This is a genomic window from Curtobacterium sp. MCLR17_044 (assembly GCF_003234435.1).
GTDB classification, from domain to species: domain Bacteria; phylum Actinomycetota; class Actinomycetes; order Actinomycetales; family Microbacteriaceae; genus Curtobacterium; species Curtobacterium flaccumfaciens.
Genome location: NZ_QKTC01000015.1, coordinates 12,532 through 24,733, shown reverse-complemented (window position 1 = coordinate 24,733; position 12,202 = coordinate 12,532). Strand labels below are relative to the sequence as shown.

Here is a 12,202-nt window from a genome sequence, read left to right as displayed (position 1 = left end):
CGAGTCGTGACCGCTCGACCACGGCAGACGGGGTGTTGTGACCGCTCGACGACGAGCACCAGCACGAGCAACAGCACGAGCAACAGCACCAGCGCCGCCGAGGTCGCACGACACGCCGCAACCGGTCCGCCGAGGTCGCACGAACTGCCGCCCGACGGCACGACGCGCGGCAGTTCGCGCGACCTCGCGAGCCCCGAGCCCCGCGCGCCCTACGCGCCGACGGTGCTCTCGCGGATGACGAGCGACGGGGTGACAGCCGCCGACGACGCCGTCCCGCCGTCGATCAGGGCGAGGAGCGCCTGCCCCGCGACGCGCCCGAGCTCCTCGAGCCGCAGGTCCACGGTGGTCAGGGGCGGCCTCGAGGCGAGCGCCATCACGTCCCAGTCGTCGAACCCCGTGACCGCGACGTCTCCAGGCACCGAACGCCCGAGTTCCCGCAGCCGGTCGCACACGCCCCGGGCGATCTGGTCGCTGCCGCAGACGATCGCGTCGACGTCGGGCGACTCCCGCGCGAGCACGTCGACCGCCTGCCGTCCCCAGCGCTCCGACCACTCGCCGTACAGCGGGTCGGTGACCAGGTGCGGCCCGAGGACCGACGAGGCACCGGCGACCCGTCGTGCCGCGGACCGGTGTCGCGCCGGCCCCGTCACGATCGCGACCCGCTGTCGCCCGAGCGAGCGCACGTGCGAGGCGACGAGTGCCGACCCGGCGGCGTCGTCCAGGGTGACCGACACGTCGGCGTCGTCGGTCGAGGGTGTGAAGGCGTAGACGACGGGGATCGACACGTCGATCGGGGGCCGGGCGTCGGCGGAACGACCCGTCACGATGATGCCGTCGACGCCGCGGGCCGCCAGGGAGCGCAGGTAGTGGGCCTCACGGACGTGGTCGTCGCGGGTGTCGCACAGCAGGACGGCCATTCGCCCGGCGGACAGGGCGTCCTCGGCACCGAGCAGCACCGGGATCGAGAACCGTCCGAACGAGTCGGTGGTGATCATGCCGACGGTGTAGGTCCGCCCCGAGGACAGCGCGCGGGCCCGGGCATCGCCGACGAACCCGAGCTTCTCGGCGGCTTCCTTCACCCGCAGCCGGGTGGCGTCCCGCAGCTGCCCGGTGCCGTTCAGCGCCTTCGACGCGGTGCCGATCGACACCCCGGCGAGCGCCGCCACGTCGGTGATCCGGATCGGCTGTCCGGTGCGTTCGAGCGTCACGGCAACCACCTTTCCGACGATCAGGGCGTGCCGATGACCTTACACAAAACCGCCGGAATGCTCTTGCGCGGCGTGCGTCCCGTGTCGTAGCGTCCCCCGCAGAAACCGTTTTCCGGATGGCCTGCTCCATCCGGACGGTGCCAGTCACATCGCAAGGAGGCGACATGACCACCACGCTCGCGACCGATCGCGGCGCGCACACCGCGACCCCGGTCCTCCCGACCGCCGACGCCCGCCTGACGCTCCGGCCGCTGCCGACCGGCGACGCCCGGATCACCGGCGGCTTCTGGGCGCTCCGCCAGGAGCGCAACGGCCGCGACGCCGTCCGCAGCGGCTACCAGCAGCTCGAGACGGCCGGCAACTTCCGCAACCTCCGCATCGCCGCCGGACTCGAGGAGGGCGAGGCCGTCGGCCCGATCTTCATGGACTCCGACGTGACGAAGTGGCTCGAGGCCGTGGCCTGGGAGTACGGCCGCGCCCCCGCCGAGGACCTGCTCGACCTGCAGCGCGAGGTCACCGCCCTGTACGCCCGGGCACAGGCCGACGACGGGTACCTCGACTCCGTGCAGCAGGTGCGCGGGAAGGGCGAGCGGTACACGGACCTCAAGTGGAGCCACGAGATGTACTGCGCCGGGCACCTGTACCAGGCGGCCGTGGCCCAGCACCGTGCGACGGGCGACACCGGTCTGCTCGACGTCGCGATCAAGAACGCCGACCACCTGGTCCGCACGTTCGGCGACGGCACCGCACCGGACGGCACGCCGAAGACGCGCGACGTCGACGGCCACCCCGTCGTCGAGATGGGCCTGGTCGAGCTGTACCGCGAGACCGGCAACCGTGACTACCTCGACCTGGCGCACTGGTTCGTCGACGCCCGCGGGCACGGCATCATCGAGCGCGCCGGCGGCGAGCCGACGTACTTCTCCGACCGGGTACCGAGCCGGCAGGCCACGACCGTCGAGGGGCACGCCGTCCGCGCCGTGTACCTGGCGGCGGGTGCCGTGGACGTCGCGATCGAGACCGGGGACACCGAGCTCCTCACCGCGAGCGAGACGCAGTTCGCGGACATGATGGCGACGAAGGCCTTCATCACCGGCGGCCTCGGGGCGCGCTGGGACTGGGAGGCGTTCGGCGACCCGTACGAGCTGCCGACCGACCGCGGCTACGCCGAGACCTGCGCGGCGATCGGCGGGGTGCAGTGGGCCTGGCGGCTGCTGCTCGCCTCCGGCAAGCCGGTCTACGCCGACGCGATCGAGCGCCTGCTCTACAACGCGTTCCTCGCCGGGGTGAGCCTGGCCGGCACCGAGTACTTCTACGTGAACCCGCTGCAGCAGCGCGACCACGCCCACCAGGACGAGAACCGCTCCCCCGCCCACGGGCGCCGCGGCTGGTTCGACTGTGCCTGCTGCCCGCCGAACATCATGCGCACCTTCGCGAGCCTCGACGGCTACCTGGCGACCGCGACCGACGGCGGGCTGCAGGTCCACCAGTACGCCACCGCCGACCTCGGTCCGGTGCGGGTCGAGACCGACTACCCGCACGAGGGCCGCGTCCGCGTCACGGTCACCGAGGACGGCCCGCTCGCCCTGGGTCTGCGGATCCCGGCCTGGTCGGACACCACGACCGTCACGGGTCCGGACGGGTCCGCGAACCCCACGGCGGGGACGCTGCACGTCGTCGACCGCGAGTGGTCGGCGGGCGACACGGTCGAGCTCGTCTTCGACACGACGCCGCACCGCTACGTCGCCGACGCCCGCATCGACGCAGCACGCGGGCAGGTCGCGATCGAGCGCGGCCCGCTCGTGTACGCGGTCGAGCAGGCGGACCAGCAGGGCTTCACGGTCGACGACCTGACGGTCGATGCGGATGCGCCGATCACGGAGGAGCGCCGCGACGACCTGCTCGACGGCGTCGTCACGCTGCGGGTCCCGGGGCACGCCCCGGCCGAGCACGTGCAGCCGGCCTGGCCGTACCAGCGGCTGGACGCGACCCGGTCTGGGCCCACGCGTGCCGGTTCCGACGCGTCGCGGAGCCTGCGGAGCGACGTGGCGGCCGAGCACGTGGGGAGAGGCGCGGATAACGCCGGAGACGCGACCAGCGTCGACGACGTGGCCGGTCCGCAGGGCGCCACCACGGGCCTCCAGGCCGGTCGCGACGTCACCGCGATCGCCGTCCCGTACTACGCGTGGGCCAACCGGGGAGCCGCGCCGATGCGCGTCTGGCTCCCGCTGGCGCGGTGACCGGCGTGGACCGCCGAGCGTTCCTCGTCGGCGGCGTCGCCGGCGGGGCAGCCCTCGCCCTGGCCGGGTGCTCCGGCACCCTGCCGAAGGTCGTCGCGAAGCCCGCGAGCTTCGGGAAGAACGCGACCGGCACCGTGCAGGTGTGGTGCCGGTCGGCGACCCAGGCCGGCCTGACGTCGGCCGTCGCCGGGTTCAACAAGGCGAACCCGGCGCTGCAGGTCCAGCTGACGCCCGTGCCGGACGCGCAGTACGTGACCAAGCTCGCGACCGCGATCCGCGGGGGTGAGCCGCCGGACGTCGTCGACATCGACGACATCAACTCGCAGCTGTTCATCTTCCGCGAGGCGTTCGCCGACCTGACCGACGTGGTCAAGGACCTGGACTACTTCGACGCGATCTCGCCGGGGCACCTGCGCCTGCTCGAGTACCGCGACCGGTACTACGGCCTGCCCTACCTGGCCGACAACTCGCAGCTGTTCGTGAACACCGAGCTGTTCGAGCGTGCGGGCCTCGACGTCGAGGAGTCGACGAAGGACCTGTCCACGCTGCTCGACGCGGCGAAGGCCATCCGGAAGCTCGACGACGACGTGTACGGCTGGTCGATCTCCGGCAACGCCGCCGGCATCATCGGCTTCGTCACGCAGCCGCACGTCTGGGCGACCGGGGTCGACATGATGACCGGCGAGGTGGGGTCCCAGCGGGCGAACATCACCGGCAACGAGGCCCTCGAACGCATGCTCGAGTTCTACCGGCAGCTGTGGAAGGACGGCGTGCTGTCGAAGGCGACGTACTCCGATGCCGGCACCACGTGGGGTGCCGACTTCCGGGCCGGCAAGGTGGGGATCTTCCCGACCTCGTACGGGGCGACCGTGCCCGCGGCCACCAAGGCGATGCGGGCGAAGATGCAGACGGTGCTCATCCCGTCGTGGGACGGCCAGCGGTCGTTCTTCGACGGCGGCGACAACATGTGCATCCCGAACGGGGCGGCGAACCCGTCCGGTGGGTGGGCGTTCATGCAGTACGCGAACGGCCTCCAGCAGCAGCAGGCGCTGCCGGACGGCGGGTACTTCCCGACGCGGTCCGACGCCGCCACCCCGGAGTACCGCAAGCGGTTCCCACTGGCGTACGGGCCGCTCGACGCCATCGACAAGGGCTACGCACCGCAGACGCTGGCGTACAACCTGCTCAACAACCAGCCGTCGTCGCCGTACTTCGCGATGTTCCGCGAGGCCGTGTTCGGGTCGGGGAGCGCTGCCGCCATGCGGACGGCGCAGTCCGACTACCAGCGGATCCTCGACCAGGTGCAGGCCTGAGCCTGCCTGCCTGTCTTCTCCGCTCGTCCCGCTCGTCTCGCTCTTGTTGATGCACAGAGAGGTGCACGCATGTCGACCATCTCCACCCGGCGCCCCGCCGGCCGGACCGGCCCGGGCCGTCCCACCGTGGGCCGCGGCCCGGGGCGCGGCGGCGCCGTCCGGACCCGCAACTCGCTCACCCACCCACCGCGCACCGGCGCCGTCCTCGTCGCCCCGGCGATCCTGTTCGTCGCCGTCTTCGTGCTCGTGCCGCTCGTGTTCGCGCTCTACATCTCGTTCACGAACTGGCCCCTGATCGGCCCGTACCGGTTCATCGGGCTGCAGAACTACCTGACGCTGTTCCAGGACCCGACGTTCGTGCACGCGATCGGCTACACGCTGCTGTACACGGCGATCGTGACCCTGCCGATCCTGGCGCTCGGGTACTTCCTCGCCGTGCTCGTCCGCGCACGACGCCGTGGCAGCACGATCCTGCGGACGGTGTTCTTCCTGCCGTACGTGGTCGGGCTGACGACGCTCTCGTTCATGCTCGTGCTCGAGGCGCAGCCGAACTCCGGGGCCGTCAACATGGTGCTCCGCTGGCTCGGGATCACCGACGGCAGCACCGCGTGGCTCGTGAACGGCCCGCTGGCGACGCTGCTCATCTGCGTGCTCGTGGTCTGGGCCGTGTCCGGGCTGACCATGGTGCTGCTCATGTCGGCGATGCAGGGCGTCCCCGACGAGGTCTACGAGTCGGCGCAGCTCGAGGGGGCGTCCTGGTGGCAGACCGAACGCCTCATCACGTTCCCGATGATCCGCTCCACCGTCGCGCTGAGCGTCATCATCTCGGTGATCGGGTCGCTGCTGGCGTTCAACCAGTTCTACATCCTGACCCAGGGCGGGCCGGGCACCGAGACCACGACGATCGTGAACGCGATCTACAACCGCGGGTTCGTGAACCTGCAGCTCGGGGCCGCGACCGCCCAGTCGATCGCCCTCGTCGTGGTGATCGCCGCCGTGACGGTGTTCCAGTTCTGGGCACTGCGAGAGAAGGACTGACGCCATGAGCACCACGACCTCCCGTGCGGCCCTCGCGGCGCCGGACCTGTCCACCAGGACCCTGACCACCACGGGTGACGGCCGACGTCGGCGCCACCAGCAGGGCAGCGTTCAGCACCCCCGCGACACCACTGTCAAGCGCACCCTGTACGCGATCGCCGGCATCGGTTCGGCGCTCGTGTTCGGCGTCCCGCTCATCTGGTCGATCCTGCGGGCGTTCCAGTCCGAGGCCGTCATCACGCAGGCCCCCGACCCGGCGACGTTCTTCCAGCTCGGGTGGCAGAACTTCGCCGCCGTGTTCGCCTCGTCATCGCACCTGCTCACCGGCGTCGTGAACTCGCTCATCGTGTCGATCGCCACGGCGGTGCTGACCGCGGTGATCGCGACGATGGCCGGCTACGGGTTCGCACGCTTCCGGTTCCGGGGCGCCGGGCTCGTGTTCGGCCTGGTGCTGCTGACGATGATGGTGCCGTTCCAGGCCATCCTCACGCCGCTGTACCTCGAGATGAACGCCATGGGGCTGACGAACTCGCTGCTCGGGCTCGTGCTGTTCTACACGACGGTGAACCTGCCGTTCGGGGTGTTCGTGATGCGGAACGCGTTCGAGTCGATCCCCACCGAGCTCGAGGACTCGGCGTTCGTCGACGGGGCCTCGCGCTTCCGGGTCGTCGTGTCGGTGCTCCGCCCGCTGCTCCTGCCCGGGGCGGCGACCGCGGCGCTCTACGCGTTCCTGGCGTCGTGGACGGAGTTCCTCGGAGCCCTGACGTTCCTGACGAAGGACTCGCTGTACACGCTGCCGGTCGCGCTGCTCAACCTGCAGACCGGCGCGTACGGGCAGGTGTCGTACGGCAACCTCGTCGCCGGGTCGGTGGTGGCGATGATCCCGTGCATCGCGCTGTACGTCGGGTTGCAGAGGTTCTACGTCGCCGGGCTGTCGTCCGGGGCGTTGAAGGGCTGACGGTCGGGTCAGCTCGGGGTCGTGCACGGCTTCGCACCGTGCGCGGCCCCTCGGTCGGTGCGGGGTTGTGCGCGGCCTCGCACCGTGCGCGGCCGCTCGGCCGGTGCGGGGTTGACCGCTCGGTGCGGGACTGTAGCGCCGCACCGAGCGATCAACCTCGCACCGGCCGCACAACGCTGCACCGTGCGCCGCGGGCCCGCGCACGGAAGAACCTCGCACCACCCGCACACCGCCGCACGGTGCGAGGGGGCGCTACGTGCTTCGCCGCACCACCAGCTCGGGCGCGAGCAGCGTCTCGTCGCGGGGCTCCCCCTCGACCAGGGCCCGCACGGTGTCGAGCACCCGCTCTCCCATCGCCCGGAAGTCCTGCCGCACGGTGGTCAGCGGCGGCGTGAAGTGCGCGGCCTCGGGGACGTCGTCGAACCCCACGACCGCGATGTCGTCGGGGACCCGCAGCCCCTCGTCGGCGAAGGCGTGCAGCACCCCGAGCGCCATCTGGTCGTTGCCCGCGAAGACGGCGTCGACCGTCCCCACGTCGATGTGCCGGGCGGCCGCGAAGCCGCTCGCCGGGGTCCAGTCGCCCTCGAGCACGACCGGTTCGAGCCCGGCGTCCTGCATGATCCGCACGTAGGTGGCCCGGCGCACCTCGGACTCCTGCGACACGTGCGGCCCGGCGATGTGCACGATCCGACGGTGTCCGCGGTCGAACAGGTGCTGCATGACGAGCGAGGTGCCGGCCGCCTGGTCGATGGCGACGGCGGCGACGCTCGGCGCGACCGGGGTCCGGACGGCGTCGCGCTGCACGGCGTTCGACACCACGACGGGCACGGTGACCGGCACGGTGAGCGAGGCGAGGGCGTCGAGCACCCGGTTGTCGGCGGCGACGAGCACGATCGCGGCGACGTCCTGCGCGAGCAGCGTGGTGAGCGCCCCGGACAGGTCGGACGGCCGCGGTTCCTCGGGCAGTGTCGACAGCAGCACGTGGTACCCGGCGGAGCGGGCCGCCCGTTCGAAGCCGATCGAGGTGCTCGACGGGCCGTACAGCGCGTCGCCGGCCGTGATGATGCCGAGCGCCTTGCTCCGCCCACCGGCGAGCGCCCGGGCGGCGGCGCGGGGCCGGTACCCGAGCTCGGTGACGGCGTCGGTGACCTGCGTCCGGAACTGCTCGCGGACGGTCGGATCGCCGTTGATCACGCGGGAGACGGTCTGGTGGGACACGCCGGCGCGTTCGGCGACGTCGAAGATCGTCGGGGCCTTCCGGCGCTTGCCGCCCCTGCCCTCGGGGGCGGTCGTGGTGCTCACGCGCCAACCGTACCGCTCGGTCCGGTCGCCGCGGCAAGATCACGAAACGGCGGTGTTGAGTTGACACCCCGTCACGGAACCCACAAGATGTGAGCGCTCACACGAGCGCATCCCACGGGGCACAGCAGCCCCGGCACCCGACCGCGTCGAGGACGACGCGAAGGAACAGAGGTACTTCGATGATGAAGCGCAGGATCATCGCGGGCGTCGCAGCCGTCGGCATCGCGATCTCGCTGGCCGCTTGCTCGGCCGGCGGCCGTGCGTCCACCGATGGTGGCGGCAGCGGCGACAACAAGGGCGCCCTCGTCGGCGTCGCCATGCCCACCAAGGTCTCCGAGCGGTGGATCAAGGACGGCAACGCCGTCAAGAGCGACCTCGAGAAGGCCGGCTACAAGGTCGACCTCGAGTACGGCGACAACAAGGTCCAGCAGCAGGCCCAGCAGGTCAGCAACATGATCACCAAGGGCGCGAAGGTCCTGATCATCGCGTCGATCGACGGCGGCGCGCTCTCCGACCAGCTCGACGCCGCCGCCAAGGCCGGCATCAAGGTGATCTCGTACGACCGCCTGCTGACGGGCAACAAGAACGTCGACTACTACGTGTCCTTCGACAACGAGAAGGTCGGCGTCGACCAGGCGAACAGCCTGCTCACCGGCCTGGGCGTGCTCGACGCCGACGGCAAGAAGACCGGCGAGAAGGGCCCCTTCAACATCGAGGTCTTCGCCGGCTCGCTCGACGACAACAACGCCGGGTTCTTCTTCAACGGCGCCATGAAGACGCTCAAGCCGTACCTCGAGGACGGCACGCTGAAGATCCAGTCCGGCCAGGACAAGCTGTCCCAGGCCGCGACGCAGCAGTGGGACCCGGCCACGGCCAAGGCCCGCATGCAGAACCTGATCGCGAAGTCCTACTCGGGCGGCACCACGCTCGACGGCGTGCTCTCGCCGTACGACGGCATCTCGATCGGCATCATCTCGGCGCTCCAGAGCGCCGGGTACGGCACGAGTGACCGCCCGCTCCCGACGGTCACGGGCCAGGACGCCGAGGCCGCCTCGGTCAAGTCGATCATCGCCGGCCAGCAGTACTCGACGATCTACAAGGACACGCGCAAGCTCGCCAAGCAGTCCGTCACCATGGCCGAGGACCTGCTCACCGGCAAGGACCCCGAGGTCAACGACACGAAGAGCTACGACAACAAGGTCAAGGTCGTCCCGACCTTCCTGTTCCAGCCGACGGTCGTCACGAAGGACAACTACAAGGAAGTCCTCGTGGACTCCGGGTACTACACCGAAGCCGACCTGAAGTAGTCAGGCCCATCTCACGGACCGGAGGCGCGGTGCCAGCCCGCACCGCGCCTCCAGTCCGTCTCCACCAGCGCGCGCACGCGCGCACGACGGAAAGGCGTCCACATGGCGGACACCATCCTCGAGATGCGGGACATCACCAAGACGTTCCCCGGCGTCAAGGCCCTGCAGGGTGTCTCGATCGAGGTCGAGCGCGGCCAGGTCCACGCGATCTGCGGCGAGAACGGCGCGGGCAAGTCGACGCTCATGAAGGTGCTGTCGGGTGTCTACCCGGCCGGCTCCTTCGACGGCGAGATCCTGCTCGACGGCGAACCCGTGCGGTTCGCGAACATCAACGACTCCGAGGCTGCGGGCGTCGTCATCATCCACCAGGAGCTGGCGCTCAGCCCCTTCCTGTCGATCGCCGAGAACATCTTCCTCGGCAACGAGCAGTCCAAGGGCGGCTTCATCGACTGGAACAAGACGAACCTGACGGCCGCCGAGCTGCTCAAGCGCGTCGGGCTGAAGGACAACCCCGTCACCAAGGTCGTCGACCTCGGTGTCGGCAAGCAGCAGCTCGTCGAGATCGCGAAGGCGCTCTCGAAGGAGGTGAAGCTCCTCATCCTCGACGAGCCCACCGCAGCGCTGAACGACGACGACTCCGCGCACCTGCTCGAGCTCATCCGCTCGCTGCAGGCCGAGGGCATGACGGCGATCATCATCAGCCACAAGCTCAACGAGATCAAGGCGATCGCGGACAAGGTCACGATCATCCGCGACGGCAAGACCATCGAGACGCTCGACATGCGGGCCGACGACGTGTCCGAGGACCGGATCATCCGCGGGATGGTCGGCCGTGACCTGTCGAACCGGTACCCCGAGCGCGAGAACCCCGTCATCGGCGAGGAACTGCTGCGGATCGAGGACTGGACCGTCCACCACCAGCTCGACTCGTCGCGCGAGATCATCCACCAGGCCAACCTCAACGTCCGCGCCGGCGAGGTCGTCGGCATCGCCGGGTTGATGGGCGCCGGCCGCACGGAGCTCGCGATGAGCGTCTTCGGCCAGTCCTACGGCACCGGCATCAGCGGCACCGTCTACAAGCGCGGCACCCCGATCAAGACGCACACCGTCTCGCAGGCGATCGACAACGGCATCGCCTACGTCACCGAGGACCGCAAGCGCTACGGCCTGAACCTGATCGACGACATCAAGCGGAACATCTCCGGGTCGGCCCTCGGCAAGCTCGCCAACTGGGGGTTCGTGAACTCCTCGGAGGAGACAACCGTCGCGACCCAGTTCCTCAAGAGCCTCAACATCAAGGCGCCGAACGTCGACGTCGTGACGGGGAAGCTCTCCGGCGGGAACCAGCAGAAGGTCGTCCTGTCGAAGTGGATGTACGCCGACCCCGACGTGCTCATCCTCGACGAGCCGACCCGTGGCATCGACGTCGGCGCGAAGTACGAGATCTACACGATCATCAACCAGCTCGCCGACCAGGGGAAGGCGGTCATCGTGATCTCCTCCGAGCTCCCCGAACTGCTCGGCATCTGCGACCGCATCTACACCCTCTCCGAGGGCACCATCACGGCCGACGTCCCGCGCGCCGAGGCGACGCCCGAGGTCCTCATGCAGTACATGACCCAGGAACGGGAGACCCCTGTCAATGAACGCGCTTAAGTCCGCCGTCGGCTACCTCACCGGGCAGCTCCGACAGATCGGCCTGTTCATCGCGCTGATCGTCATCGTCATCTTCTTCCAGGTGACCACGAACGGCATCACGCTGGCCCCGATCAACGTCTCGAACCTGATCGTCCAGAACAGCTACATCCTCATCCTGGCCATCGGCATGGTCATGGTCATCATCGCCGGCCACATCGACCTGTCGGTCGGGTCGGTGGTCGCCTTCACCGGTGCGATGGCCGGCGTGATGATCACGCAGTGGAACATCCCGTGGCCGATCGCGGTCGTGCTCTGCCTGGTGGTCGGTGCACTCGTCGGCGCCTGGCAGGGCTTCTGGATCGCGTACTTCGGGATCCCGGCGTTCATCGTGACGCTGGCGGGCATGCTCGCGTTCCGCGGCGCGGCCCAGATCGTGCTGCAGAACCAGCAGATCTCGCCGTTCCCCGCCGGCTTCCGCTCGCTCGGCTCCGGCTTCCTGCCGTCCTTCGGCACCACCGGGTACGAGCCGCTCACGATGATCCTCGGCTTCGCAGCCGCGGCCGTCATGGTGATCGCCGCGTTCCGCGGTCGCATCACGCGTCGCAAGTACCAGCTCGAGAGCGAGCCGTTCGCCTGGTTCATCGTGAAGACGGCCTTCGGCGCCGTGCTCGTGATCTACGTGGCGCTCCTGCTCGCCAGCTACAACGGCACCCCGATCGTGCTCGTCGTGCTCGGCGCCCTCGTGGTGATCTACTCGGTCGTCATGCGGAGCGCGGTGTTCGGCCGCCACATCTACGCGATCGGTGGCAACGCCCTGGCCGCGCAGCTGTCGGGTGTGAAGACGAAGCGCGTCACGTTCCTGCTCTTCGTCAACATGGGTGTCATCTCGGCCCTGGCGGGCGTGGTCTTCACCGGCCAGCTCAACCTGGCGGCACCGGGCGCGGGCAACGGCTTCGAGCTCGACGCCATCGCCGCCGTGTTCATCGGTGGCGCTGCCGTCACCGGTGGCATCGGCACCGTGCCGGGAGCCATCGTCGGTGGTCTGATCATCGGCCTGCTGAACAACGGCATGTCGATCCTCGGGGTCGGCACCGAGTTCCAGTCCCTGATCAAGGGTCTGGTGCTGCTCGCCGCCGTCGCGTTCGACGTGTTCAACAAGCGCCGGGCGGCGTCCGCGCGCAAGTAGCGTTCGCGCGCG

9 protein-coding genes are annotated in these 12,202 nt (G+C 69.8%); 7 read left to right on the top strand and 2 right to left on the bottom strand.

Annotated features, from left to right (window positions below; genetic code table 11):
* Window positions 1-209: 209 nt before the first annotated feature.
* On the bottom strand, window positions 210-1,208 hold the full coding sequence (locus DEJ04_RS11905; RefSeq protein WP_111047192.1) for a LacI family DNA-binding transcriptional regulator: 999 nt from the start codon (window positions 1,206-1,208) through the stop codon (window positions 210-212).
* A 164-nt stretch (window positions 1,209-1,372) separates the two neighbouring features.
* Here DEJ04_RS11905 and DEJ04_RS11900 point away from each other — a divergent pair, with 164 nt between their 5' ends.
* From DEJ04_RS11900 to DEJ04_RS11885, 4 genes are all read left to right on the top strand, one after another.
* The gene (locus DEJ04_RS11900; RefSeq protein ID WP_111047191.1) at window positions 1,373-3,448 is read left to right on the top strand and encodes a glycoside hydrolase family 127 protein; all 2,076 of its coding nucleotides are present in this window, start codon (window positions 1,373-1,375) and stop codon (window positions 3,446-3,448) included.
* 5 nt (window positions 3,449-3,453) lie between these two features.
* The gene (locus DEJ04_RS11895; RefSeq protein WP_258367200.1) at window positions 3,454-4,761 is read left to right on the top strand and encodes a sugar ABC transporter substrate-binding protein; all 1,308 of its coding nucleotides are present in this window, start codon (window positions 3,454-3,456) and stop codon (window positions 4,759-4,761) included.
* Between the two features lie 69 nt (window positions 4,762-4,830).
* A complete protein-coding gene (locus DEJ04_RS11890) occupies window positions 4,831-5,799 on the top strand; it encodes a carbohydrate ABC transporter permease (protein WP_111023502.1) in 969 nt (322 codons plus the stop codon).
* A gap of 4 nt (window positions 5,800-5,803) precedes the next feature.
* Window positions 5,804-6,757, top strand: a complete 954-nt coding sequence (locus DEJ04_RS11885; protein ID WP_027466164.1) for a carbohydrate ABC transporter permease — start codon at window positions 5,804-5,806, stop codon at window positions 6,755-6,757.
* 252 nt (window positions 6,758-7,009) lie between these two features.
* Here DEJ04_RS11885 and DEJ04_RS11880 read toward each other — a convergent pair whose 3' ends face one another.
* Entirely contained in the window at window positions 7,010-8,059 is a 1,050-nt protein-coding gene (locus DEJ04_RS11880; RefSeq protein WP_071404246.1) for a substrate-binding domain-containing protein, read from the bottom strand.
* A 179-nt stretch (window positions 8,060-8,238) separates the two neighbouring features.
* Here DEJ04_RS11880 and chvE point away from each other — a divergent pair, with 179 nt between their 5' ends.
* From chvE to mmsB, 3 genes are all read left to right on the top strand, one after another.
* Complete coding sequence (chvE, locus tag DEJ04_RS11875; RefSeq protein ID WP_111047189.1) at window positions 8,239-9,366, top strand: multiple monosaccharide ABC transporter substrate-binding protein; 1,128 nt, start codon at window positions 8,239-8,241, stop codon at window positions 9,364-9,366.
* A gap of 102 nt (window positions 9,367-9,468) precedes the next feature.
* Window positions 9,469-11,022, top strand: coding sequence for a multiple monosaccharide ABC transporter ATP-binding protein (gene mmsA, locus DEJ04_RS11870; RefSeq protein ID WP_027466161.1), 1,554 nt, complete (start codon window positions 9,469-9,471; stop codon window positions 11,020-11,022).
* Window positions 11,009-12,190, top strand: coding sequence for a multiple monosaccharide ABC transporter permease (gene mmsB, locus DEJ04_RS11865; protein WP_027466160.1), 1,182 nt, complete (start codon window positions 11,009-11,011; stop codon window positions 12,188-12,190). The genes mmsA and mmsB overlap by 14 nt, the downstream gene beginning before the upstream one ends.
* Window positions 12,191-12,202: the final 12 nt, after the last annotated feature.

Coding starts and splice junctions, on each gene's coding strand:
- DEJ04_RS11885 (WP_027466164.1), top strand. CDS start 5,804: ATGAGCACCACGACCTCCCGTGCGGCCCTCGCGGCGCCGGACCTGTCC.
- DEJ04_RS11900 (WP_111047191.1), top strand. CDS start 1,373: ATGACCACCACGCTCGCGACCGATCGCGGCGCGCACACCGCGACCCCG.
- mmsA (WP_027466161.1), top strand. CDS start 9,469: ATGGCGGACACCATCCTCGAGATGCGGGACATCACCAAGACGTTCCCC.
- mmsB (WP_027466160.1), top strand. CDS start 11,009: ATGAACGCGCTTAAGTCCGCCGTCGGCTACCTCACCGGGCAGCTCCGA.
- DEJ04_RS11890 (WP_111023502.1), top strand. CDS start 4,831: ATGTCGACCATCTCCACCCGGCGCCCCGCCGGCCGGACCGGCCCGGGC.
- chvE (WP_111047189.1), top strand. CDS start 8,239: ATGATGAAGCGCAGGATCATCGCGGGCGTCGCAGCCGTCGGCATCGCG.